23 protein-coding genes are annotated in these 24074 nt (G+C 70.0%); 8 read left to right on the top strand and 15 right to left on the bottom strand.

Going from position 1 to position 24074, the window contains the following annotated elements; genetic code table 11:
- Positions 1 to 144 precede the first annotated feature (144 nt).
- A complete protein-coding gene (gene clpS / locus VNW53_RS10000; RefSeq protein ID WP_293371715.1) occupies positions 145 to 474 on the top strand; it encodes an ATP-dependent Clp protease adapter ClpS in 330 nt (109 codons plus the stop codon).
- Between the two features lie 6 nt (positions 475 to 480).
- Positions 481 to 2805: an ATP-dependent Clp protease ATP-binding subunit ClpA gene (clpA, locus tag VNW53_RS09995; RefSeq protein ID WP_325555429.1), complete on the top strand. Its 2325-nt coding sequence runs from the start codon at positions 481 to 483 to the stop codon at positions 2803 to 2805.
- A gap of 184 nt (positions 2806 to 2989) precedes the next feature.
- On the opposite strand, the gene VNW53_RS09990 is transcribed toward clpA, so the two are convergent.
- A complete protein-coding gene (locus VNW53_RS09990) occupies positions 2990 to 3427 on the bottom strand; it encodes an HIT family protein (protein WP_325555428.1) in 438 nt (145 codons plus the stop codon).
- A gap of 55 nt (positions 3428 to 3482) precedes the next feature.
- On the opposite strand from VNW53_RS09990, the gene VNW53_RS09985 reads away from it, so the two are divergent.
- Positions 3483 to 4085 (top strand): DUF4287 domain-containing protein, encoded by a 603-nt coding sequence (locus tag VNW53_RS09985; RefSeq protein WP_325555426.1) that lies wholly within the window; start codon positions 3483 to 3485, stop codon positions 4083 to 4085.
- Between the two features lie 31 nt (positions 4086 to 4116).
- Here the strand turns inward: VNW53_RS09985 and VNW53_RS09980 are convergent, their stop codons facing one another.
- From VNW53_RS09980 to VNW53_RS09965, 4 genes are all read right to left on the bottom strand, one after another.
- On the bottom strand, positions 4117 to 5280 hold the full coding sequence (locus tag VNW53_RS09980) for a GNAT family N-acetyltransferase (RefSeq protein ID WP_325555425.1): 1164 nt from the start codon (positions 5278 to 5280) through the stop codon (positions 4117 to 4119).
- Positions 5281 to 5290: 10 nt separating this feature from the next.
- A complete protein-coding gene (locus VNW53_RS09975) occupies positions 5291 to 6040 on the bottom strand; it encodes a glycerophosphodiester phosphodiesterase family protein (RefSeq protein WP_325555423.1) in 750 nt (249 codons plus the stop codon).
- Between the two features lie 10 nt (positions 6041 to 6050).
- Positions 6051 to 6512 (bottom strand): RidA family protein, encoded by a 462-nt coding sequence (locus VNW53_RS09970; protein ID WP_325555422.1) that lies wholly within the window; start codon positions 6510 to 6512, stop codon positions 6051 to 6053.
- Positions 6513 to 6666: 154 nt separating this feature from the next.
- A complete protein-coding gene (locus VNW53_RS09965) occupies positions 6667 to 7101 on the bottom strand; it encodes a TIGR01841 family phasin (protein WP_325555420.1) in 435 nt (144 codons plus the stop codon).
- Between the two features lie 305 nt (positions 7102 to 7406).
- Here VNW53_RS09965 and VNW53_RS09960 point away from each other — a divergent pair, with 305 nt between their 5' ends.
- Positions 7407 to 8702, top strand: coding sequence for a D-alanyl-D-alanine carboxypeptidase family protein (locus VNW53_RS09960; protein WP_325555418.1), 1296 nt, complete (start codon positions 7407 to 7409; stop codon positions 8700 to 8702).
- 149 nt (positions 8703 to 8851) lie between these two features.
- On the opposite strand, the gene VNW53_RS09955 is transcribed toward VNW53_RS09960, so the two are convergent.
- The 4 genes from VNW53_RS09955 to VNW53_RS09940 all read right to left on the bottom strand — a co-directional run bounded on the left by VNW53_RS09955 (position 8852) and on the right by VNW53_RS09940 (position 11521).
- Complete coding sequence (locus VNW53_RS09955) at positions 8852 to 9277, bottom strand: J domain-containing protein (RefSeq protein WP_325555416.1); 426 nt, start codon at positions 9275 to 9277, stop codon at positions 8852 to 8854.
- Positions 9278 to 9279: 2 nt separating this feature from the next.
- Positions 9280 to 10113, bottom strand: a complete 834-nt coding sequence (locus VNW53_RS09950) for a division plane positioning ATPase MipZ (RefSeq protein WP_325555415.1) — start codon at positions 10111 to 10113, stop codon at positions 9280 to 9282.
- Positions 10114 to 10230: 117 nt separating this feature from the next.
- Positions 10231 to 10641, bottom strand: a complete 411-nt coding sequence (locus VNW53_RS09945) for a DUF1489 domain-containing protein (protein ID WP_325555414.1) — start codon at positions 10639 to 10641, stop codon at positions 10231 to 10233.
- Positions 10642 to 10681: 40 nt separating this feature from the next.
- A complete protein-coding gene (locus VNW53_RS09940; protein WP_325555445.1) occupies positions 10682 to 11521 on the bottom strand; it encodes an enoyl-CoA hydratase-related protein in 840 nt (279 codons plus the stop codon).
- Positions 11522 to 11641: 120 nt separating this feature from the next.
- Here VNW53_RS09940 and VNW53_RS09935 point away from each other — a divergent pair, with 120 nt between their 5' ends.
- Both VNW53_RS09935 and VNW53_RS09930 read left to right on the top strand, forming a co-directional pair.
- Complete coding sequence (locus VNW53_RS09935; RefSeq protein WP_325555413.1) at positions 11642 to 13426, top strand: patatin-like phospholipase family protein; 1785 nt, start codon at positions 11642 to 11644, stop codon at positions 13424 to 13426.
- A gap of 313 nt (positions 13427 to 13739) precedes the next feature.
- The gene (locus VNW53_RS09930; RefSeq protein ID WP_325555412.1) at positions 13740 to 15926 is read left to right on the top strand and encodes a penicillin acylase family protein; all 2187 of its coding nucleotides are present in this window, start codon (positions 13740 to 13742) and stop codon (positions 15924 to 15926) included.
- A gap of 6 nt (positions 15927 to 15932) precedes the next feature.
- On the opposite strand, the gene VNW53_RS09925 is transcribed toward VNW53_RS09930, so the two are convergent.
- Positions 15933 to 16616: an anti-sigma factor gene (locus VNW53_RS09925; RefSeq protein ID WP_325555410.1), complete on the bottom strand. Its 684-nt coding sequence runs from the start codon at positions 16614 to 16616 to the stop codon at positions 15933 to 15935.
- Positions 16613 to 17107, bottom strand: coding sequence for an RNA polymerase sigma factor (locus VNW53_RS09920; protein ID WP_325555409.1), 495 nt, complete (start codon positions 17105 to 17107; stop codon positions 16613 to 16615). The genes VNW53_RS09925 and VNW53_RS09920 overlap by 4 nt, the downstream gene beginning before the upstream one ends.
- A 118-nt stretch (positions 17108 to 17225) precedes the next feature.
- Between VNW53_RS09920 and VNW53_RS09915 the strand changes: the two genes are divergently transcribed.
- Both VNW53_RS09915 and VNW53_RS09910 read left to right on the top strand, forming a co-directional pair.
- Positions 17226 to 18602, top strand: coding sequence for a S8 family serine peptidase (locus VNW53_RS09915; RefSeq protein WP_325555408.1), 1377 nt, complete (start codon positions 17226 to 17228; stop codon positions 18600 to 18602).
- A 58-nt stretch (positions 18603 to 18660) separates the two neighbouring features.
- A complete protein-coding gene (locus VNW53_RS09910; protein WP_325555406.1) occupies positions 18661 to 19305 on the top strand; it encodes a hypothetical protein in 645 nt (214 codons plus the stop codon).
- Between the two features lie 122 nt (positions 19306 to 19427).
- Here VNW53_RS09910 and VNW53_RS09905 read toward each other — a convergent pair whose 3' ends face one another.
- The 4 genes from VNW53_RS09905 to mgtE all read right to left on the bottom strand — a co-directional run bounded on the left by VNW53_RS09905 (position 19428) and on the right by mgtE (position 24046).
- Entirely contained in the window at positions 19428 to 19859 is a 432-nt protein-coding gene (locus VNW53_RS09905) for a DUF3574 domain-containing protein (protein WP_325555404.1), read from the bottom strand.
- Positions 19856 to 21022: an isovaleryl-CoA dehydrogenase gene (locus VNW53_RS09900; protein ID WP_325555401.1), complete on the bottom strand. Its 1167-nt coding sequence runs from the start codon at positions 21020 to 21022 to the stop codon at positions 19856 to 19858. The genes VNW53_RS09905 and VNW53_RS09900 overlap by 4 nt, the downstream gene beginning before the upstream one ends.
- 161 nt (positions 21023 to 21183) lie before the next feature.
- A complete protein-coding gene (locus VNW53_RS09895) occupies positions 21184 to 22536 on the bottom strand; it encodes a glycoside hydrolase family protein (protein ID WP_325555399.1) in 1353 nt (450 codons plus the stop codon).
- Positions 22537 to 22621: 85 nt separating this feature from the next.
- Positions 22622 to 24046, bottom strand: a complete 1425-nt coding sequence (mgtE, locus tag VNW53_RS09890) for a magnesium transporter (RefSeq protein ID WP_325555397.1) — start codon at positions 24044 to 24046, stop codon at positions 22622 to 22624.
- Positions 24047 to 24074: the final 28 nt, after the last annotated feature.

Raw genomic sequence — 24074 nt, 5'->3', positions numbered from 1 at the left:
GAAAGCGGGCGAGAGGCAGCGCCGGAACGTCGCAGCTTGACGGTTTCGCTGGGCGCCGGGACGATTCGACCCTTCCAAATGGAACAGGTTTGCATATCTAATCGATTGGCGGCGTGCCGGCAGCGCCGACAGGAGATCGATTGAATGGCCGAACGTAAAATGGGTGATCAGGATACCGGCATTCGCTCGGCGGTCGTCACCCAGACGAAGCCCAAGACACAGAAGCCCTCGATGTATCGGGTGCTGATCTTAAACGACGACTACACGCCAATGGAATTCGTCGTCTATGTGCTTGAGCAGTTCTTCAATAAGTCGCGCGAAGATGCGACTCGCATAATGCTTCACGTCCATCAACACGGCGTGGGGGTGTGCGGGGTGTTCACCTACGAGGTGGCGGAAACAAAAGTAGCCCAGGTCGTTGATACGGCGCGGCGGCATCAACACCCGCTGCAGTGCACCATGGAAAAGGACTAGAGGCACTTGCCTTCATTTTCGCGCCCCCTCGAAGAGTCGCTTCATCGCGCAGTGGCTTACGCCAACCAGCGCAAACATGAATACGCGACCCTCGAACACCTGCTTCTCTCCCTCGTCGACGACGAGGACGCCGCCGGCGTCATGCGGGCGTGCGACGTGGACCTCGGCGCGCTTCGCACCACGCTCACCAACTACGTGGACACCGAACTGCGCTCGCTGGTCGTCGACGACGGCGAGGACGCCAAGCCCACGGCGGGCTTCCAGCGCGTGATCCAGCGCGCGGTCATCCACGTGCAGTCATCCGGCCGCGAGGAGGTCACCGGCGCCAACGTGCTGGTGGCGATCTTCTCCGAGCGGGAGAGCCACGCCGCCTACTTCCTGCAAGAGCAGGACATGACCCGCTACGACGCGGTCAACTACATCGCCCACGGCATCGCCAAAAAGGCCGGCGCCGCGGAGTCCAAGCCCGTGAAGGGCGCCTCGGAGGACGAGGACAAGCCCACCGTCAAGACCGGCGGCGAGGCGCTCGAGGCCTATTGCGTCAACCTCAACGAGAAGGCCAAGCAGGGCAAGGTCGATCCGCTGATCGGCCGCTCGGCCGAGGTCGAGCGCTGCATCCAGATCCTCTGCCGGCGCACCAAGAACAATCCCTTGCTGGTGGGCGACCCCGGGGTCGGCAAGACCGCCATCGCCGAGGGCCTGGCGCGCAAGATCGTCAACAACCAGGTGCCCGAGGTCCTGGCCGGCTCGACCATCTTCTCGCTGGACATGGGCTCGCTGCTGGCGGGAACCCGCTACCGCGGCGACTTCGAAGAGCGCGTGAAGCAGGTGGTCAAGGAACTGGAGAACCACCCCGACGCGGTGCTGTTCATCGACGAGATCCACACGGTGATCGGCGCGGGCGCCACCTCCGGCGGGGCGATGGACGCTTCCAACCTGCTGAAGCCGGCGCTGGCCTCAGGCACCCTGCGGTGCATGGGCTCGACCACCTACAAGGAGTTCCGCCAGCACTTCGAGAAGGACCGCGCGCTCGTCCGCCGGTTCCAGAAGATCGACGTCAACGAGCCCACCATCGACGACACGATCAAGATCCTGAAGGGCCTGAAGATCTATTACGAGGAGTTCCACAAGCTCCGCTACACCAACGACGCCATCAAGGCGGCGGTGGAGCTGTCGGCCAAGTACATCAACGACCGCAAGCTGCCGGACAAGGCCATCGACATCATCGACGAGGCCGGCGCCAGCCAGATGCTGCTGCCGGAGGGCAAGCGGAAGAAGATCATCGGCCTGAAGGAGGTCGAGGCCGTCGTCGCCAAGATCGCCCGCATCCCGCCAAAGTCGGTTTCCAAGACCGACACCGAGGCGCTGAAGCAGCTCGAGGCCGACCTGAAGCGTGCGGTCTACGGCCAGGACGACGCCATCGACCAGCTCTCCTCGGCCATGAAGATGGCCCGGGCCGGCCTGCGCGACGCCAACAAGCCGATCGGCTGCTACCTCTTCTCGGGCCCCACCGGCACCGGCAAGACGGAAACCGCCCGCCAGCTCGCCTCGACGCTGGGCATCGAGCTCCTGCGCTTCGACATGAGCGAGTACATGGAGCGCCATACGGTGAGCCGGCTGATCGGGGCGCCTCCCGGCTATGTGGGCTTCGACCAGGGCGGCCTGCTGACCGACGCGGTCGACCAGCACCCGCACGCGGTCGTCCTGCTCGACGAGATCGAGAAGGCCCACCCGGACGTCTACAACATCCTGCTGCAGGTCATGGACCACGGGGCGCTCACCGACTCCAACGGCAAGAAGATCGACTTCCGCAACGTGGTCCTGATCATGACCACCAACGCCGGCGCCGCCGACGCCCAGCGCAACTCCATCGGCTTCGGCCGGGGGAAGCAGGACGACGAGGCCGAGGAGGCGATCAAGCGGGTGTTCACGCCGGAGTTCCGCAACCGCCTCGACGCGGTGGTGGCCTTCCGCTCGCTGACGCCGGAGATCATCAAGCAGGTCGTCCAGAAGTTCATCATGCAACTGGAGGCCCAGCTCGCCGACCGTCACGTGACCATCGAAACGACCGACGACGCGGCCGACTGGCTGGCGAAGAACGGCTTCGACGAACTCTACGGCGCCCGTCCGCTCGGCCGGGTCATCCAGGAGAACATCAAGAAGCCGCTGGCCGACGAGATCCTGTTCGGCAAGCTGGTCAAGGGCGGCCACGTCAAGGTGGTGCTCAAGGACGGCAAGCTGGCCTTCGAGATCGAGGGCGACGACCGCGAACCCGGCGCGCCGGTGATCGAGGCGCCCGCCGAGGCGGAAGAGGCCCTCCCGGTCGAGTAACCCCTACCTCCTCCATCGCGGCAGCGATGGCGGGAGGGGGACCGCGCCCCGCAGAGGGCGTAGTGGAGGGGGCAAGCTCCTTCCTCCGAAATCAACGATTGGCCGAGCTTGAGGTTTGCCCCCTCCACCATCGGCTCTTCGGCCGACGGTCCCCTTCCCGCCGCTTCGCGGGGGAGGTAGATCGCTAGCTGATCTTCGCCGCGATCTGCTCGGCCAGCACCTTCAACTCCGCGGGATCGGCCATGCCGCCGGCGGCGTGGCGTCCCAGCGGCACGCCCTCCCAGCGCGGGATGATATGGAAATGCAGGTGATAGACCGTCTGCCCGGCCGGGGCGCCGTTGAACTGCGTCACCACGATGCCGTCGGGATTGAGCGCCGCGCGGACCGCGCGGGTCACCCTCTGCACGCCCAGGATCACCTGGCTCAGCACCGCCGGGTCCTCGTCGAGCAGGTTGCGGGCCTGTGAGTGCTTGGGGATCACCAGGGTGTGGCCCCGGCCCTGCGGGAACACATCCATGAAGGCCAGGATGTGGTCGTCCTCGAAGACGCGGGCGGCCGGGGCCTCGCCGCGCAGGATCTTGGCGAAGATGTTGCCGCCGTCGTAGGTCCCGTCCAAGCTCATGCGCATCGCTCCCTAGTCGGAGCTGTCGTAGCAAATCGCCCCGGAGGGTGGAACGATGGCCGTCAGCGAGAAGGGCTCCAAGGACGCGCCCAGCGGGCTGACCGAACGCCAGCAGAAGTGGTTCGCCTCGGTGCAGGCGAGCCTGGAGCGCGACACCGGGAAGACGCTGGACGAGTGGGTGAAGATCGCCCGCACTTGCCCACACGGCAAGCCGAAGGCCCGCGCCGACTGGCTGCGCGAGCACCATGGCCTGGGGGTCAACCGCGCGGCGCACATCCTGTCGCAGGCGTTTCCCTCGGAGATGCGCTGGGACGACGCCGGGCCGCTGCGAGCCGCGCTCTGGGCGGACCCGGCGTCGGAGGCCATCCTGCAGGCGCTGGAGACGGCGGCGGGCAAGCTGCCGGACATCACCACCGGCCAGCGCAAATCCTTCACCGCCTGGTCCCGCAAGGTGCAGATGGCCGCCGCCCGGCCCGTCAAGGGCGGCCACGCCATGGTGGGTTTCGCCGTCGACCCCGGCGCCGACCCGCGCCTTGCGCCCCGCGGCAAGAGCGAAAGCTGGGGCGACCGGTTGAAGGGTCAGATGCTGCTGACGTCGCCGACCGAGGTCGACGCCTCGATCGAGGCGCTGTTGAAGCAGGCGTGGGAGCGTTCGTGATCTTCCTTCCCGCTACGCGGGAAACGACGGGTCAGCTCTCCTGCCGGAACGGCGAATATTCCTCGGTCAGCCACTCCATCTCCTGCTCGACGCCCTGGCGCTCCTGCATGACGAAACGCTCGACCGGGCCGCGGAGGGCCGGGTCAGCGATGTAGTGGGCGGAGTAGACGGGGCTGGGCAGATAGCCGCGGGCGATCTTGTGCTGGCCCTGGGCGCCGGCTTCGACGCGCGCCAGGCCCCGGCCGATGGCCCACTCGATGGCCTGATAGTAGCACAGCTCGAAATGCAGGAAGGGCACGTCCTCGACGCAGCCCCAGTTGCGGCCGTAGAGGCAGTCGTCGCCGATCAGGTTCAGCGCGCCGGCGATCCAGCGCCCCTCCCGCCGAGCCATGATCAGCAGCACCCGGTCCGCCATTCGCTCGCCCAGCAGGGAGAAGAACTGGCGCGTCAGGTAGGGCCGGCCCCACTTGCGCGAGCCGGTGTCCATGTAGAAGCCGAAGAAGGCGTCCCAGTGCGCCTCGCCGATATCCGCGCCGGTCAGGCAGAGGATCTCAAGGCCCTCGACCGCCTCGCGCCGCTCGCGCTTGATGGTCTTGCGCCGGCCTGAGGACAGAGCGGCCAGGAAGTCGTCGAAGGTCGCGTAGTCCCGATTGTGCCAGTGGTATTGCTGGCCCTCGCGCAGCGCCAGCCCCTGCTCGCCCATCCAGCGCCACTCGTCCTCGGTGGGGAAGTTCACGTGGAAGGACGACGAGCCAAAGCGCTCGCAGAGCGTCAACGCCCCGCCCAGCAGGAAGCCGCGGGCCTCCTCCACGTCGACGTCGGGCCGCACCAGCAGGCGCGGGCCGGTGGCCGGGGTGAACGGCGCGGCCGAGAGCAGCTTCGGATAGTACTGGCCGCCGGCGCGCTCATAGGCGTCGGCCCAGGCGTGGTCGAAGATGTATTCCCCCTGGCTGTGGGACTTGCGGTAGAGCGGCATGACCGCGGCCACGCTCCCCTCCCCGTCCTCGACTGCCAGGTGCTGCGGCCCCCAACCGGTGCGCTCGACCGCGCAGTTCGACTCCTCCAGGGCGTCCAGGAAGTCGTAGCGGATGAAGGGGTTGCCGGCGTAGGCGGGGTTTCCGGCGCAGGCGTCCCAGGCCTCGCGCCCGACCTCGGCGATGCGCCGGCAGACGCGAACCGCCGGCTTCAGGCTCACGCCCAGGTCCTCAGCAAGGGGAGAACCCTTCGAAGATCAGGTTGTCGCAGCCGTCGCGAACCGCCTCCCATTGGGCGGGGTCGCGGATCGTCCAGGCGACGATCGGTAGGCCTTCCACGCGGAAGCCGGTGGCGACGTGGCTGGGCAGCATGTCGAGCCCGAGCGCCAGGAAGTGCGGCTTGGCGATGGCCACGTGCTCCAGCCGCGCGAAGCTCCGGCGCTGGTCCTCGGAGAGCTGCGGCGCGCGCTTGTAGGAATAGGAGTCCAGGCCGCGCATCACGCCCGGGAACCGCTCGGCGAACCAGGCGTGCGAATAGGGGTTGAAGCCGATCACGCAGACCGGGCCGGCGTGATCGATGATCACCTCGTGGGTGCGCTGCTCCAGGGGCCCCACGTGGCCATAGGGGGTCTTCAGCTCGATGTGGACCATGGCCCGGCGGCCGACCAGGGCCAGGGTTTCCAGCAGGGTCGGGATGCGCTCGTCCGTGCCCTTCAGGCGCAGTTCGGACAGCTCGACCGTGGTGCGGTCGCCGAGGCGGCCGGGGACGCCGGTCATCCGCTCCAGGTCGTCGTCGTGGAACACCATGGCCTCGCCGTCGGCGGAGAGCTGCACATCGAGTTCGATGCCGTAGCCGGCCGCGCAGGCGGCCTGGAAGGCGCCCAGGGAATTCTCCGGCGGGCCGTCGGGGCTCCATAGGCCCCGATGGGCTATGGCCGGCTCGAAGAGCCGCTCCCAGGCCTCGCCGAATCTTTCCTTCACGAGGGGGCTCTCACGAGACGGCCACCACCGCGTCCACCTCCACGGCGAAGTTCATCGGCAAGCGATAGACGCCGACCGCCGAGCGGGCGTGGCGGCCGGCGTCGCCGAACGCCTCGACCATCAGGTCGGAGCAGCCGTTGATCACCTGGGGGATCTCGAAGAACCCCGGCCCGGCCTGGACGAAGCCGCCTAGCTTCACGACGCGGACCACCCGGTCGAGGTCGCCCTCGCAGGCGGCGCGCATCTGGGCCAGCAGGGAAAGGCCGCACAGCCGGGCGGCGGCGCGGGCGGTCGCGAGGTCGACGTCCTCGCCCACCACGCCCTTGATGCCGCCGTTTGCGTCGAGCGACACCTGGCCGGAGATGTGAATGAATTCGCCGACCCTTACGAAGGGCACGTAGTTGGCGACGGGGGCGTTGGGCTGCGGCAGGACGACGCCCGCGGCGGCCAGTCTTTCTTCGATCTGGGACATGGGCGCAGGTCTAGCGCCCTCCCCTTGTCAGGAAAAGCCAGACCCCCACGAAAAGATAGGCCCCATGAGAAAAGGCCCGGAGCGGGGGGCTCCGGGCCTTCAAACCCATCGGCGGGACCCAAGGGGGTCGACCGCCGTACGCGGGCGACTTCTCTTAGCGGGCCGCTTGGACGCGCTCGACCATGGCGGTCATGCGCTCGTTCAGCGGCTTCATGCTGTCCTTCACCGAGGCCGACACGGTCTCGGTCATGCGGGTCATCTCGGCCATGTAGGCTTCCAGCGCCGACTTGGCGTAGGAGGTCTGCAGTTCGACGACTTCCTGCACGCTCTTGGCGGCCGACAGCGACTTGGCGGCGGCGACCTGATTCTCGAAGGAGGTCTTCGAGAAGGCCATGGCTTGCGCGCCCAGGGCTTCGGCGCCCTTGGTGGCGGCGGTCACCGAGGCGACGACGGCTTCCAGGTTCTTCTTGGAATGGGCGTTGGCGTCGTTCAGGGCGGCGAGGGTCTTTTCCACGCCATCCTTGAAGGCGACGTTGGAGGCGGCGGTGAATTGGTCGACGGTGGACTTCACGGCTTCGGCGGCGGCCATCGGTCTACTCCTGGTTCGAGAGGTGCGGCGGGCGCCGCGGTGCAAGGACGATTTGAGGGCCAGAGCCCATTGAACGCAGGAAATTTATCTCATGTTGCAGTGCAGCAGTCAACGGCTTTTTGTGCAGTGCACAATGACGTGAAAACGAGACGCCCGCCGTCGCATACCGCCGGTTTTCGCCGCACCGCGACAAAACAGCCCGTTCAACACCTGTTTACTCTAACTTCAGCATCGGGCTGTCATGCTACTAAGATTCAAGGGCGGTCCAGCGGCCGTTCGCAAACCTTTGATTCGACGGACGAAGCATGATCCAGCACGCCCGCCGCCTGTTCCTAGCGTTAGGTCTGGCCGCCACGACTGCCCTGGGCTCCATCGCCACTCCGGCGAGCGCCCAGATCCCCTACTTCCAGAACCTGCTCGCCGCCTCGCAGACCAAATATGCGGCGATCGTAGTGGACGCGAAGTCGGGCGAGATCCTCTACGCCAAGCACGCCGACAGCCCGCGCTATCCGGCGTCGATCACCAAGATCATGACGCTCTACCTGACGTTCGAGGCGTTGGCCTCGGGCAAGCTGCACCTGGACGACCGGGTGATGGTCTCGCCGCACGCCGCGGCCCAGGCGCCGACCAAGCTGGGCGTGCGCGCCGGCGATTCGGTCAGCGTCGAGGACGCCATGGACGGCATGGCGACCAAGTCGGCCAACGACATGGCCGTGGCCATGTCCGAGAAGCTGGGCGGCACGGAAAGCCGCTTCGCCGCCCTGATGACCCTGCGCGCCCAGGAGCTGGGCATGCAGAACACTCATTTCGTCAACGCCTCGGGCCTGCCCGACAGCCGCCAGCTCACCACGGCCCGCGACATCGCCATCCTGTCGCGCGCGGTGATGCGCGACTACCCGCAGTACTACAAGCTGTTCAGCCTGCAGGAATTCCGCTTCCGCGGCCAGACCATCGCCAACCACAACCACCTGCTGGGCCGCATGCCAGGCGTTGACGGGCTGAAGACCGGCTTCACCAACGCCTCGGGCTTCAACCTGGCGGTCTCTGCCGTGCGCGACAACCGCCGCCTGATCGCCGTGGTCATGGGCGGCCCCACCACCGCCCAGCGCGACCAGAACGCCGAGGACCTGCTGCTTACGGGCTTCGACGTCATGCGCCGCCGCGGCCTTGGCGAGAAGATCGTGGTCGCCCAGAACCAGTTCGAGCCCACCGAGCTCAACGGCCCGGTCGTCCGCCCGCCGGTCGAGCAGGGCGACGGCGAACAGGACCAACTGAAGATCCAGCTCACCGGCGCGCCCGCGGCCAAGGCCGGCCGGATCGAGGTCGCAAGCGGTCGCCGCCACGGCGAGCAGGCGGCCCTGACCAAGGCTCAATGGGCCGTGCAGGTGGGCGAGTTCCGCTCCAAGACCGACGCCCACCGGCAACTCGCCCTGGTCGAGAAGAAGTTCTCCGACCACGTCGACGGCGCCCGCGCCGCCGCCGAGAAGCAGGGCCGCAGGTACAAGGCGGTGTTCACCGGCCTGACCGAAGCCGACGCCAAGGGCGCCTGCAGCGCCATGAAGGCCAAGCGGCTGGCCTGCATGGTCATCCAGCCGGCGTGAGCTGTCATCCCGGTTTCCGCGCAGCGGAAGGCCGGGACCCATACACTCCGTCCTATCCAGGACTCCTTTGAACCCATCGCGTCTATGGGTCCGGACAAGCGCCGCCCGCTTTCCGGGATGACATTGTTGGGGATTGGCGCGCCGCGGCTCTACGCCCTCAGCAACCGGTCCCGCGCGGCGTTGAGCTGACTTGCGAGGCCGGTGGTCCCACCCTTGTCGGGGTGGGCCATGCGGATCAGGCGGCTGTAGGCGGCCTGGATTTCGTCCTCCGTGGCGTCCGGCCCCACGCCCAATATCGAGCGCGCCTCCTTCAGGCTCATCTCGCTCGAGGCGGGCGGCGGCGTCGCGCGCGGGGCGTTGATCCGTGCGGTGGTCACCAGCCACAGGCCCAGGACCACCAGGACGATGGCGATCGCCCAGCCGCCGCGCAGGCCCGCATAGGCCGCCGCGGCGAAGGCGGCGATGGAAAAGGCGCCCGACAGGAACCGCCACTCCCGCCGCTTCAGCACCGTGCTGCCGCGGCCCAGCCCCACCAGGAACCACAGCACCGCGGCCCCGAGGGCGAGATAGAGCATGGCTATTCCGCGGCGATCTGCTCGGCGTCGGAGAAGCCCGAGAGACCCAGCGCCGTCATCAGGGCGCGCAGCTCCTGGCGCGCGGCCACGTGCTGCAGGGACATGACCACCGGGCGGATGGCGGGCGACAGGTCCGCCACCGTCAGGCCGAACGGGAAGAGTTCGCGATAGATCACCCGGTCGCGCAGCCCCGGCCCGATGCGGAATCCGACCTTGCGCGACAGGGTCTCGATCCGCTCCTCCAGGCGCTTGCGGTTGCGCGCCTCGGTGGGCGCGAGGCGGTTGCGCAGGACCACCCAGTCGATCTGCTTGCGGTCCTTCACGGCGCGGGCCTTGCGGCTGTTCCAGACCGTCTCGGAATAGAGGCTGTGGCGCTTCAGCTCGAGGGTGACGGGATCGACCACCCCCAGCATGTCGAAGTCGACGAAGCTGTCGTTCATCGGCGTAACGATCAGGTCGGCCTGGCCGTGGGCGGCGCGGCTGATCGCGGTGTCGCTGCCGGGGGTGTCGACCAGCACGAAGTCGGCGCGGGCGCCGACGTCGGCGAAGGCCTCCTCGAAGCGGCCCAGGGCCTCCTCGTCGGTGGCCCGCGCCAGGGCCGCGCCGTCGCTGCTGAGCGGATGCTCGATCGGCATGGGCGCGACCACGCCGTTGGCGTCGAGCCAGGCGCGGCGGTTGGCGAAGAAGTGCGAGGTCGACTGCTGGCGAAGGTCGAGGTCCAGCACCGCGACGCTGGCGCCGGCGTGCAGCAGGGCGGCCGCCGTGTGGATGGCGATCGTGGACTTTCCAGCCCCGCCCTTCTCGTTGCCGACCACGATGACGCTGGCCTGCGGCATGTTCAGAACTCCTTAAGGGTCAGCCTTGGCCGAATCAGGGGCCGACTCACTTGCGCCTAGAGGAGCGCCCGCGCCGGAGTCGCGTCAACGCCGCCGGTCGCCGCGCCCTGTGGATGACTACCAGGCGCCGGCCTCGCGCAACTGCCGGGCGAGCTCGGTCGGCACGTCGCCGAAGGCCTCGATGGAGAGGTCCGGCGGGGCGTCCTTGGGCTCGAGGTAGCGCCAGCCCTGGAAGGCGCGGCGCGGGGTGGGCGCCACGCGGACCGGCGTCGGGTCCAGCTTCACCTCGCAGCGGGCGGCGATCCCCTCGCCCACCGTGGTCACGTCCAGGATGGCCTGGCGGCAGAGGATGACGCCCTTGAACACCCGGTAGAGCGAGCCGCCGTCGATCATCTCCGCGGCCCGCTTGGGCGTCTGGCGGGTGCGCATGATCCAGCAGCCGTCGGGATCGTTGTGCGTGGCGTGCCAGTCGATCAGTTCCTCGACCGTCGCCGCGCCGACGCAGAGCTTGATCATGTGCAAGGCCATGGCCCTGGATTAGGGCGGACCCCGGGATTTGACCAGTGCGTCAGGTCGCCCAGCTCGGCTTGCGGCGCTCCAGGAAGGCGCCGACGCCCTCCTGGCCCTCGGGGCCGACCCGGGCGACGGCGATGCGCCGGGCGGTCTCGCGCATCAGGGGCTCGTCGATGGCGTGGCCCTGGATGTCGTTCACCAGCGCCTTGGCGTCGGCCACCGCGCCGGGGGCGCAGGCGGCGATCTCGGCGCCCATCCGCGCCTGGGCCGCGTCGAGGGCGGCGCCGTCGCGGACGATCTCGCCGATCAGGCCGAGCCGCAGGGCGTGTTCGGCGTCGAACACCCGGGCGCTGGCGAACAGACCGCGCGCCGCGCGGGGGCCGATGGCGGCGGCCACATAGGGACTGACTGTCGCCGGGATCAGGCCCAGCCGGACCTCCGGGAAGCCGAACCTCGCGTCGGCGGTGGCGATTGCCGTATCGCAGGCGGCGACCAGTCCCGCGCCGCCGCCGAACGCCGCGCCCTCGACCAGGGCCACGGTCAGGTGCGGCAAGTCCCACAGAGCCTTCAGCATCTTGGCCATGGCGTAGGCGTCTTCCCGATTGTCGCTCTCGGGCCACTCGGCCACCTGGCGGATCCAGCCGAGGTCGGCGCCGGCGCTGAACATCGCGCCCGCGCCGCGCAGGAACACCACCCGCACGCCCTCGGCCCCGCGCAGGGTCTCGAAGGCGTCGGCCAGGGCCGAGACCAGGTCGGCGTCGAGGGCGTTCCTCTTCGACGGGCGGTTCATCGTCAGGGTGACGGCGCCGGTGGGCGTGGCCTCGATCCTTACAAGGTCGGCGGTGGGGCTGACGTCCGGCAGCTCGACCAGGGGATCGGCGATGGGGTTCGACAGAGGGTCGGACACGGGGAGAGCTCCTTCCAGATGCGCCCTCCTAGAATGCGCCAGGCGACCGAGCGGGACCAAGCAAGGCCGGTATCCCCGACTCTGCGGCCACGCTAGGCTCCGCCCCCAGTGTCCCAACTGCCAGACATTCCCGACGAGTCGGCGCTGGCGCGGCTCTTCCACCAGGAGCACGTGCAGACGGAGGCCGTGTGGTTCTCCCTGCCGGGCGGCGCCACCCTGTTCGCCGCGGGCGACACCTCCGACCAGCTCTACTTCGTGCGCGCCGGAAGGCTCGGCGCGTTCCGCCGGGAGCAGGGTCATGAGGCGCAGTTCCTGGGGGTGATCCGGCCGGGGGAGCCGGCGGGCGAGATGTCGCTGATCGCCGGGTCGCCGCACTCGGCCGACGTGGTGGCGCTGCGGGACAGCGAGATCATCGCCGTCCCGCGCGATGTCTTCCTGGAGGCCTGCGAAGCCGACACCGCGGTGATGATCGAGCTCGCAAAGCTGATGATGCTGCGCAGCCGCCAGGCGGTGACCCGCGGCGGGGTCGGCGAGCCCTCGGTGTTCGGCTTCGTCTCCCTGGGGTCGAGCGGCGCCCTGCGGCCCCTGGTCGAACGGCTGGCGGTCGAGATCGGACGCCTCGGCTATTCGGCGACCACCATCGGGCCCGAGGCCCAGGCCGCACCCACCGAGTGGTTCTCCGACGTCGAGAAGACCCACGACTTCGTCCTCTATGTCGCCGAGGCGGCCGACGCCGGCTGGCGGCTGGTGGTGGCCCGCCAGGTGGACCGGCTGTTCCGCGTCGGCCGCGGCGACCGTCCCCCGCCCAAGGCCCAGGGGGCGATGGACGTGCCCTCCCCGCTGCAGGCCCAGCAACTGGTGGACCTGATCCTGCTGCAGCCGGCCGACATCGACCGCCCGCAAGGCTCGGAAGCCTGGCTGGACGCCGCCAACCCCGCCCGGCTGTTCCACATGCGCCGCGACCACGAGGGCGACCTTCAGCGCATCGCCCGCATCCTGACCGGCCAGTCGGTGGGCCTGGTGCTCTCCGGCGGCGGCGCGCGGGCCTATGCCCACGTGGGCGCGGTTCGGGCGTTGCGCGAGCGCGGCGTCCCCATCGATTTCGTGGGCGGGGTCTCGATGGGCGCGGTGATCGCCGCGGGCGTGGCCATGGGCTGGGACGACCAGGAAATGGGCCGGCGCATCAAGGAGGCCTTCGTCGACACCAGCCCGCTGGCCGACATCGCGCTTCCCCTGCTGGCCATGACCCACGGCCTGAAGGTCAACGACCGGCTGGCGCACCACTTCGGGGAGACCCAGATCGCCGACCTGTGGCTGCCGTTCTTCTGCCTGTCGTCGAACCTGACCACCGGCGCCTATCAGATGCACCGCCGCGGCCTGCTGCGCCGGGCGCTACGGGCCTCGATCTCGCTGCCCGGCATCCTGCCGCCGGCCACCGACGAGCAGAACGTGCTGGTCGACGGGGCGGTGATGAAGAACTTCCCGGCGGACGTGATGCGCACCAGCCAGTTGGGGCCCATCGTCGGCGTCGACGTCACCAGCGGCCGCAGCATCACCGCCGACGACGTGGCGCGGCCCGCCTCGGTCTGGCGCTGGATCTGGTCGGGGCAGTGGCGCCGGGGGCCGCCGATCGTCTCGCTGCTGATGCGGGCGGCTACGGTCTCGACCTCCCGCGACCTGTCGGCGGCGCGCGACGCCACCGACGTGCTGGTGATGCCCGACGTGTCGAAGGTGGAAATCCGCGATTTCGGCGCCTATGACCCTGCGGTCGCCGAGGGCTACCGCGCCACGATCGAGGCGCTGGACAAGCTCGACCGCCCGGTCCAGGCCCTGCGCCGGCGCCGCAGCCTCGCGGATCAGAAACTCGACAAGGCCGCCGCCGCGGCGCGCTGAAATGACCTGAAGGCGCCGTTTGCGCCCGCGCCCGAAGCGACCCATATTGGGGGTCCTTGCTCAGCAACTGAAAGGAGGTGATCCAGTGTCTCATAGTGAAAGCCGTGGATCGGCGAACGTGACCTGGACCTCCGCGAAAGAGGTCCGCGCCTAGGCCAAGCTTCGGCAAAGGTCGCGCGCCGCTCTGCGGTCCGACTATGGAAAGGCCGCTTCCGCAAGGAGGCGGCCTTTCGCATGTCTGGCGGCTTGCATTGCGCGACGCCCCTCGCGAAGGTCCGGGCCATAAATCGGGGACGTTCCAGGCATGTCGAAGATGCGTTTTCTCACCCTTGCGGCGATCGCGAGCGCCCTGGCGCTGCCGGCCGCGGCCGCCCCGGCCAAGGACCTCGCCCGGCTGAAGGCCGAGGCGGCCGAGGTCACCATCGTGCGGGACGACTGGGGCATCGCCCACGTGCACGGCAGGACCGACGCCGAGGCCGCGTTCGGGATGATCTACGCCCAGGCGGAAGACGACTTCAACCGCGTGGAGGCCAACTACCTGACCGCGCTCGGCCGCACCGCCGAGGCCGACGGCCAGGGGGCGATCTGGCAGGACCTGCGTCAGAGATTGTTCGTCGATCCGGTTGACCTGAAAGCCAAATACGCCGCGAGCCCGGTGTGGCTGAAGGCCCTGATGAACGGCTGGGCCGACGGCCTGAACTACTATCTGGCGACCCATCCGGGCACGCACCCGAAGGTGATCCGGCGCTTCGAGCCCTGGATGGCGCTTTCGTTCACCGAGGGCAGCATCGGCGGCGACATCGAGAAGGTCTCCCTGCCTGCGCTGGAGGCCTTCTACGGCGACCCGGCGGCGGCCGCCGGCAAGCTCAAGCTCGCCGAGGCCGACAGCCTGAAGTTCAAGGAGCCCGCGGGCTCCAACGGCATGGCGATCGGCCCGCAGATCACCAAGGACGGCCACGCGCTCCTGCTGATCAATCCGCACACCTCGTTCTATTTCCGCTCCGAGCTGCAGATGACCAGCGACGAGGGGCTGGACGCCTACGGGGCGGCGACCTGGGGCCAGTTCTTCGTCTACCAGGGGTTCAACCCGCACGCCGGCTGGATGCACACCTCCACCGGCGCGGATACCGTCGACGAGTTCGCCGAGAGCCTCGTGCGCAGGGACGGCAAGATCCTCTACCGCTACGGCGCCGAGCAGCGGCCGCTGACGGTCTCGACCATCACCGTGGCCTACCGCACGCTGGAAGGCGCCATGGCGTCGAAGACCTTCACGGTCTACCGCAGCCACCACGGGCCGATCGTGCGCGCCGAGGGCGACAAGTGGATCGCCGAAGCCCTGATGTTCAAGCCGATCGAGGCGCTGGAGCAGTCGTTCGGCCGCACCAAGACCCACGACCTCGCCTCGTTCCTGAAGGTCGCCGAGCTGGACGCCAACTCGTCCAACAACACCCTCTTCGCCGACGACAAGGGCGAGACGGCGCTGCTGCTGCCGCAGTTCATGCCCCGGCGCGACAACCGCTTCGACTACACCAGGCCCGTGGACGGCGCGGATCCCGCCACCGACTGGAAGGGCATTACGCCCTTCGCCGACATGCCGAAGGTGATCGATCCGCCCAACGGCTGGGTCTACAATTCCAACGACAGCCCCTGGCATGCCGCGGGGCCGAACAGCCCGAAGAAGGCCGACTTTCCGCGCTACATGGACCAGGCGGGCGACAATCCGCGCACGGCGCACGCGGTGCGCGTCCTCACGGGCCAGGGCGACTTCACGCTCGCCAAGCTGATCGCCACCGATTTCGACTCCTACCTTCCGGCCTTCGCGCGCCTGCTTCCGGGCCTGATGAGCGCCTATGACGGCCTGCCCGGGGCCGATCCGATGAAGGCCAAGCTGGCGGGTCCCGTGGAGGCCCTGCGCGCCTGGGACTTCCGCTGGAGCGCCGAGTCGGTTCCCACCTCGCTCGCAGTGGGCTGGGGCGAGGCGCTGTGGGCCAAGACCGCCGGGGCCGCCAAAAAGGCCGGGATGCACGTCGACGACTACATGGCCGAGCACGCGACGCCCGCCCAGAAGCTCGACGCCCTGGCCGAGAGCGCCGATCGGCTGACGCAGGACTTCGGAACCTGGAAGACGCCCTGGGGGCAGATCAACCGCTTCCAGCGGGTCGACGACGCCATTGTCCCGCACTTCGACGACGCGGCGCCCTCGATCCCCGTGCCCTTCGCCTCCTCCCAGTGGGGGTCGCTGGCGTCCTTCGGCGCCAAGCGCTACCCGGACACCAAGAAATACTACGGCTCCAGCGGCAACAGCTTCGTGGCGGTGATCGAGTTCGGCCCGCGCGTCCACGCCCGCGCGGTGACCGCCGGCGGCGAGAGCGGCGACCCGAAGTCGAAGCACTTCAACGATGAGGCGAGCCGCTATGCCTCGGGCGACCTGCGGGAGGTCTATTTCTATCCCGACCAGCTCGTGGGGCACACCGAGCGGACCTATCACCCCGGCGGCTGAACAGGCTTAGCGGGCCGCCCAGCCTGTGTCGCGGGCGGCGCGTTCGGCGGCGGCGTCCAGGGGTGGGCCGGCGATCAGGCCGTCCACCGCCGCCAGCACCGCCGGCGGGGTCTCGCTGGCGGCGGTGCGGTACTGCGGCGCGGCCTGCGGCGCCCAGGCGCTGGCCGTCTGCACGATCCAGCGGCCGTCACGGCGGCAGGCCAGGCCCGCGAGGCGGTCCGCCCGGCTCAGGAAGGTCCGGCAGTAGCCGCCGCCCGCATCGCGGAAGGTCAGGCCCACCTTCACCGCCCCGCCGTCGGCCGCCAGTTGCGTCGTCAGCGCCCGCGCCAACCCGGCCCGCGCCACCAGCGTCCCATGCTCCGAGACCAGGCTGCCGCCCGGCGGCGAGAGCGACTGGCCGATGGCGACGCCCACCACCAGGCAGGCCGCCAGGGCCGCCCACTGCGGCAGGCCGAGGCGGGGCCGCTGGGGGTCGTTGGCGGCCGTGGCGGCCATCCTGAGCGCCAGGGGGACCTCTTCGGAGAGCACGGGGTCGTAGGCCGCCGCCAGCCGGGCTCTGAGCGCGCGCTGCCGGGCGACCTCGGCGGCGAGGATCGGGTCTGCGGCCATCCGGGCCTCGAAATCGGCCACGGCCTGCGGCGACAGTTCGCCGTCCACATAGGCCGCCATGGTTTCCGGAGACGGGATCATGGCGCCGCCTCCCCGAGATCGGCCAGCAGGGCCGCGCGACCGCGCACCAGGCGGCTGGTCAGCGTGCCCTCGGGCACCTGCAGGACCGAGGCGGCCTCCCGATAGGAGAGCCCGTCCACGAGGACGAGAGCCACGGCCAGGCGCTGCTCGTCGGGCAGCCGCGCCATGGCGCGCTCGACCTCGCCCACGGCCAGCCGGTGCTCCACCGCCGCGGCGCCGGCGTCACCGACGCGCTCGCCCTCCGCCTCCGGGGCCAGCACGGCGCCGCGCCGGCTGCGGGCGCGGGCTTCGTCGATCCAGGCGTTCTTCATGATGCGGAACATCCAGCTATCGAAGCGTGTCCCCGGACGCCACTGGCCGCGGTGGACCAGGGCCCGCTCGACCGTCGCCTGCGCCAGGTCGTCGGCGTCAGCCGGGTTGCGCGTGAGCGCGCGCGCCAGCCGCCGCAGGCGCGGGAGAAGCTCGACGATCTCATGGTCCAAACCGTTCAAGGACGACCTTCGTGTCGAGGGATGAAACGACCGCGCGGCGGCGTTTCATCCCAGGTCCTGCGAAAAAGCGAAATACACAATGGCGCCAAGCGCTGCCTTGAGAGTTCTGACAGACACCATGCCCGTCCTTCGGCCCCGTTCACGACGCTTCCGCATCGTCCGCGCAGCGCTGGCCTGCGCGGCCCTGGCCGTCGGCTCTCCCGCCCCGGCGCAGATCCTGCGGGGCGGAGGGGGGCTGGGCCTGCCGGGCGGCCCCGTGGGCTTGCCGAGTTTGCCGAGCCTCCCGCGCACGCCGGCCCTGCCCGCTGCGCCGCTGCCGGACGTCACCGCAACGACCACGACGCTCTCCGACGCCGCCCTCTCGACGGTCACCCGCGCGCGCGGGTTGACGGCGCAACGGTTGATCCGCGAGCACCGCGATCTGGTGGAGGCCGACGATCGCGGCCAGCCGGTGGTCCGCGGCGAGGCCCTGGGCCTCGGGGTGTCGGACGTCGCCCTGGGTCGTCTGCGGGAGGCGGGCTTCACCGTGCGCTCGGCGGACGAAATCCCCGGGCTCAGCCTGCGCACCGTGGTGCTCGGCGTCCCGCGCGGGCTCTCCGCGGTCGAGGCCCTGCAGCGCCTCAGAGGCCTCGATCCCGCCGGCCAGTACGAGTTCAACCACCTCTATCAGCCGGCCGGCGTTGCGGGCGCAGCCGCCGCCAACGCCGCGGGCGACGCGCCCGACGCACGTGACCGCTCAGTGGGCGTCATCGACGGCGCCGCGGCCGCCAGCCCGCCGACGCTCGCCAACGCCCGCCTCGTCCAGCAGGGGTTCGCGCCCGGCGGGACCCGGGTGACGGCGCACGCGACCGCGGTGGCCTCGCTGATCGCCGGCGAAGGCCGCGGCTTCCGCGGCGCGGCCCCCGGCGCGAAGCTCTATGTCGCCGACGTCTATGGACCGACGCCGGCAGGCGGCTCCGCCGAGGCGGTGGCCCGCGCCATGGGCTGGCTGGCCCAGATGCGCACCCCCGTGATCAACATCAGCCTGGTGGGGCCGCCGAACCTGCTGCTGCAGGCCGCCGTCCAGGCGCTGATCGCCAAGGGCCATCTGGTGGTGGCTCCGGTGGGCAACGACGGCCCGGCCGCGCCGCCCCTCTATCCGGCCGCCTATCCCGGCGTGATCGCGGTGACCGGCGTGGGCCCGGACGGGCGGCCGCTGCCGGAGGCCGGCCGCGGGACCCATGTGGACTTTGCCGCGCCGGGCGCAGGCATCGTGGCGGCCTCGCCGGGCGGCGGGGTCACCGCCGTGCGCGGTTCCTCCTTCGCCGCGCCCATCGTGGCCGGCGAGCTGGCGCGGCGGATGACCGCGCCGGACCGCGGCCAGGCCGAAGAAGCCGTAGCCGCCCTGACCCGCGAGGCGACGGCCCGCGGGGCGGCGCTCGGGCATGGCCTGGTTGGCATGGACGTGCCCGCCCCGGCGGCCGGGCGGACGGAAAAACGCAAGCCGGCGGGATGAAATCCGCGCCTGCCGTCGTTGGTCCTGCGGGATGCAACCAAACGACAGGAGATTCTTCATGCGCAAGACCGCAGTCCTCATCGCCTCGGCCCTGTGCGCCGGCCTCGCCTTCGCCAGCGCGGCCGACGCTCAATTGCTGGGCGGCGGCGCGCGGGGCGGCCTGGGCGGCGGCCTCATGGGCGGCCTCGGCGGCGTCACCGGCGGACTGACCGGCTCGGCCGGCGGCGGCTTCGGCGCCAATCCGGGCCTGTCGGGCTCGCAGATCACCGACACCGCCGGCCGCGGGGTGGGCGTCGCCCGCTCCACCGCCTCCAGGGCAAAGACCAAGGCCGCCGACACGGCCGCGGCAGGCCAGGCCACTGCCGCGGGCGCCGTCCAGCAGGCTCAGATGACCGGCCAAGGCGCCGCCATGACCGCTCAGGGCTCGGCCCAGGGCGCAACAATGACCGCCTCGGGCGTGGCGCAGAACGCTTCGGCCAACGCCCAGCAGCAGGCGCAGGGCGCGCTCGCCTCGGCCGGCCAGGCCGCCTCGGCGTCCGGCCAGGCTTCGGGCGCCGGCAGCGCCAGCGCCTCACCCCGCAAGGGCAAGGCGAGCGGCTCGGCCAGCGGCTCCGGCTCGGGCGCCCTCGGCGGCTCCCTCGCGCCCTCGGCCAACGGTTCGGCCGGCGGCTCGGCGAGCGGCTCGGCGTCAGTCCCCCGCTAACCGGCCCCGCAGCCGGCCGCGGAGGCGCGTGCGCCCGGCTCTGGAGAGGCTCATCGAGCTTGCCGGGCGCGCAGCAGAAGGGTCGTCGGGAGATCCCGGCGGCCCTTCGACCTTTCCCGCGTTCAGAACGAGACGCAGGAGCCCTGGGTGATCAGCAGGACGGAATCCTGGTGGAAGCGGCCCTTGTAGGCGCTGCGCGCCGCCTCGAGCCGGCCCGACACGTCGCGCCCCTTGGGCAGGACGATCAGCACCACCTTCGAGGCCTCGCGGATCAGCCTGTTCTCGTCGCCTCGCCACTGCCCGCCGCCATCCAGCACGGTCAGGCCATCGGGGAACCGCGGCGTGAGGTCCTTGTCGACGAACAGCTGGAAGTCGGCCTCGCTGACCCCGGCCTTGCCGCCGATATTCCGGCCGAAGAAGAGCTGGGCCGTGCGGCGGGCTTCCTGCCCCGCCGGGCAGGCCGCGGCGGTCTCCGCCTTGGGCGGCGGCGCGGTCGCGCAGCCTGCGAGGCCGGCCAGCCCCACGGCGACGACCATGACCCCCAGAACCCTCATCCGCCGATCAACTCCCGTCCGATCAGGAAGCGCCGGATCTCGTTGGTGCCCGCGCCTATGTCATAGAGCTTGGCGTCCCGAACGAGTCGTTCCACCGGATATTCCTTGGTGTAGCCCGCGCCGCCAAGGGCCTGCACGGCCTCCAGCGACACCCGCACGGCGTTTTCGCTGGCCATCAGGATCGCGCCCGCCGCGTCGAACCGGGTGGTCATCCCCGCGTCGCAGGCCTTGGCCACGGCGTAGACGTAGGCCCGCGCGGAATTCAGCGCCACATACATGTCGGCGATCTTGCCCTGCATGAGCTGAAACGACCCGATCGGCTTTCCGAACTGCTTGCGCTCGCGGACGTAGGGCAGGACCACGTCCAGGCAGGCCTGCATGATGCCCAGCGGCCCGGCGGCCAGCACGGCGCGCTCGTAGTCCAGCCCGCTCATCAGGACGCCGACGCCCCCGTTCTCGGGGCCCATGACGTTCTCTTCGGGGACCTCGCAGTCCTCGAACACCAGTTCGGCGGTGTCGGAGCCGCGCATGCCCATCTTGTCGAGCTTCTTGGACACGCTGAAGCCCTTGAAACCCTTCTCGATCAGGAAGGCGGTGATCCCCTTCCCCGACGCCTCGGGATCGGTCTTGGCGTAGACCACCAGGGTGTCGGCGTGCGGGGCGTTGGTGATCCAGAACTTGGTCCCGTTCAGCACATAGCGGTCGCCCTGCTTGCGGGCCACGAGCCGCATGGAGACCACGTCGGAGCCGGAGCCGGCCTCGCTCATGGCCAGCGAGCCCACGTGCTCGCCGCTGATCAGGCCCGGCAGGTAGCGCCGTTTCTGGTCGTCGGTCCCCCAGCGGCGGATCTGGTTCACGCAGAGGTTGGAGTGGGCGCCATAGCTGAGGCCCACCGACGCCGAGGCGCGGGAAACCTCCTCCATCGCCACCACGTGCTCGAGATAGCCCAGGCCCAGGCCGCCGTAGGCTTCCTCGACCGTCACGCCATGCAGTCCCAGCGCGCCCATCTGGGGCCAGAGCGCGCGGGGGAACACGTTGGTCTCGTCGATCTCGGCGGCGAGCGGCGAGATCTTGTCGGCGGCGAAGCGGGCGGTGGTCTCGCGGATGGCGTCCGCGGTCTCGCCGAGGCCGAATTCGAGGTTGGGTCCGTGGTTGGGGATCATGCGCGGGGGCTTAGCATGAGCCGCCCGCGCTCGCGAGGGGAGCGGCTCTAGAGCGCGTCAGGGTGAAGTGGAAGCCGGTTCACCCGTCTGACGCGCTCCAAGCTTTTGAAGATAGACCCTTCTTGCCCGGTTCAGGTGATTCCACCTGAACCGGGAAGGGTCTAGCTGTGGCCGCGCGCCTGGCGCTCGGCGGCGCGGCCCAGGCGGTCGAGCAGCAGATAGACCGCCACGACGAAGAAGCCGACGCCGGCGATCCCGGCCAGGCCGCCCACCAGCCGCGGCCCCAGCAGGCCTCCGCCGGCCCGGGCATAGGTCGCCCAGAAGATGCCGCCGCCGAAGAAGGTGAGGCCCAGCACCGCAAGCGCCGCCAACGTCAGGAGGCCGCCCTGCGGCCGCTCCGGCAGGGGCTGGACAATCGGGGCGTCGAAGTCCGCCGGCGCGGCGTCGTCGATCACCAGGCGGTCCGACAGGAAGGGGTCGTCTTCGTCGAACGCCTCGTCCTCGGGCGGCTCTTCCTCGATGACGTCCGCCGCCGGATCGTCGAACAGGCTGCCGCCGCGCGGCTCGTCGTCCTCGGTCTCGACGCGCGCGCGCCAGGGCTCCAGGGGCGACGGCTGCTGCGGCTCGGGCTCGACCTCCGGCGCGCGCAGGAAGAACGGCACCGGGTCGTCGAACGGCGCGGCCGGGGCCGACGCTTCGGCCTCATGCGGCGGCTCGTCGAGCGGCGGCGCGAAATCCGCCTGAGGGTGCGGCGCGTCAGGGATGTGCTCGGGATGGGTCCGAGCCTGGTCCTCGGCCGCCGGGTCGTCGCCGGGCTCCTGGAAGATGGTCGACAGGCGCGCGCTGACCGCCTCCGCGGCCGCCTTGGCCGGGCCGGCGGCGTCCTCATCGTCCGGCGGGACTGGGGCCGGCGTGGGCTCGCCCTCGCGGCGCACGACCAGCCGGTCGCCCTCGAGCTCGGCGACCACCTCCACCGGGACCTGCAGCGGCACGAGGTCCTGGGCGTCGGTGTCCAGCAGGGGCTTCAGGATCGGCGACGGCGCCGCCACCCAGGCCTCGCCGGGTGGCGTCAGGAACAGGGTCTTCTCCACCGAGCGGCGGCGCACCAGGGCGTCGACGACGATCCGCTCGCCGCCGACATTGGCCTTGCGCCACATCTCCATGGCGCAGGCGGCCTGCACCGGGGCGCCCTCGTTGAGCCGCTTCAACACCCCGGACTGGTGGAAGCTGTCGAGGCCGATGTTGAAGACGAAGGAGGCCAGGGCGTCGAACTGGTTCTGGGTGAGCGGGGCGAACACCGCCTCGTTCAGCGCATGGGCCACCGCGATCAGGTCGTAGAGCAGCAGGGCCTCGGCGTCGTCGCGCGACACCTCCGCGCCCTGGCGGGCGGTCAGCGTGTGGCCATGGCCGATCGTCCAGCGCCCATCGGGCAACTGGGCGGCCGCTTGGCGATACCCCTCGAACCGCTTGATCAGCTCGATCGCGGCGCGGGAGACACGGTGGCGAGGCTCCATGCCCTCTGACCCAGTTTGAAACAGGCGCGACAGCGCCCAGGCTTACCGGCAAGTCCTGGGCCGGTAGCCTTACTTGGGTCAATCCTTACAACAGGATAAGCGCCGATATTCCCAGGAGGGCTAAGAATCCGAAGAAGTCGGTCATGAAGGTGACCACCACCGAGGAGGACACCGCCGGGTCGCGCCCGAACCGGTCCAGGACGATGGGCGCCAGAATCCCGCCGACCGCGGCGACGAACAGATTGGCGATGATCGCCAGGAAGACCACCAGCGACAGCTTCCAGTCGCGCTGCCAGATGAACAGGCCGGCGCCGAGCATGAAGCCCACCGCCGCGCCATTCAACAGGCCGACCACCAGTTCGCGCATGATGATCCGCGCGGCGTTCGCGGCGTTCAGCTCCTTGCTGGCGATGGCCCGCACGGCGACCGTCAGCGCCTGGGTGCCGGCGTTGCCGCCCAGCGAGGAGACGATCGGCAGCAGCATCACCAGCACCACGATCTTGGCGATCATCGGCTGGAAGGGGCCGATGACGATCACGGCGATGGCCTCGGTGACCAGGTTGATCAGCAGCCACGGCAGGCGCGACTGGACGATCCCCAGGAAGCCGGCGTCGCGGCCCGCGTCGGACACGCCGGCCAGGGCCAGGATGTCCTCCTCGGTCTCTTCCTGAATGACGCCGACGATGTCGTCGACGGTGATCTGGCCCACCAGCCGCCCGCCGGGCTCAATCACGGGGGCGGAGATCAGCCGGTACTTGTCGAAGATGTAGGCCACCTCCTCCTGGTCCATGTCGACCGGGATTTCCGTGACCTGCTCCATGATCTGAGCGAGCGGGATGTCGCGCTGACTGCGCAGCAGGTGGCTGACCGGGCAGGCGCCGACGGGCTTGTAGGCGGGGTCGACGACATAGACGTCGAAGAACAGCTCCGGCAGCTCCTCGCTCTCGCGGCGCAGGTGGTCGATGGTCTGGCCGACGGTCCAGAACTGCGGCGCGGCCACCACCTCGCGCTGCATCAGCCGCCCGGCGGTCTCGTCCTCGTAGGCGAGCGTGGTCTCGATGGCGGCCCGCTCGACGTCGGGCAGGGCGGCCAGCACCTGGGCGCGCTTGTCGGCCTCCAGGTCGTCGACGACGTCGGCGGCGTCGTCGCTCTCCATCTCGCCCAGGGCCTTGGCGAGAATCGCCGAGGGGACGTGTTCGAGAATCTCCTCGCGGATCTCGGTGTCGAGCTCGGAGAGCACCTCGCCGAGGATCTCGGGGTCCAGGTGCGGGACCAGCTCCTCGCGGTCGTCGGCCGAGAGGAATCCCATCAGGTCGGCCACGTCGGCCGGGTGCAGAGCGCCCAGCAGCTCGCGCAGGCGCTCGGTGTCCCCGCGGTCGAGCGCGTCGACCACCATCGGGACGTAGGCCGGATTTAGGGAATAGTCCTCGCCAAGGGCGAGGTCTTCAAGGTCTTCTTCCGCCTTGGGGGTCTTCTTCAGCTGAGCGAGGTCGTCCGTTTCACGGCTCATGCGGACCTCCCAGCAGCTTATGGCGGAC

Source organism: Phenylobacterium sp. (assembly GCF_035569475.1).
Lineage (GTDB): Bacteria > Pseudomonadota > Alphaproteobacteria > Caulobacterales > Caulobacteraceae > Phenylobacterium.
This window is presented reverse-complemented; position numbering and strand designations above follow the sequence as displayed.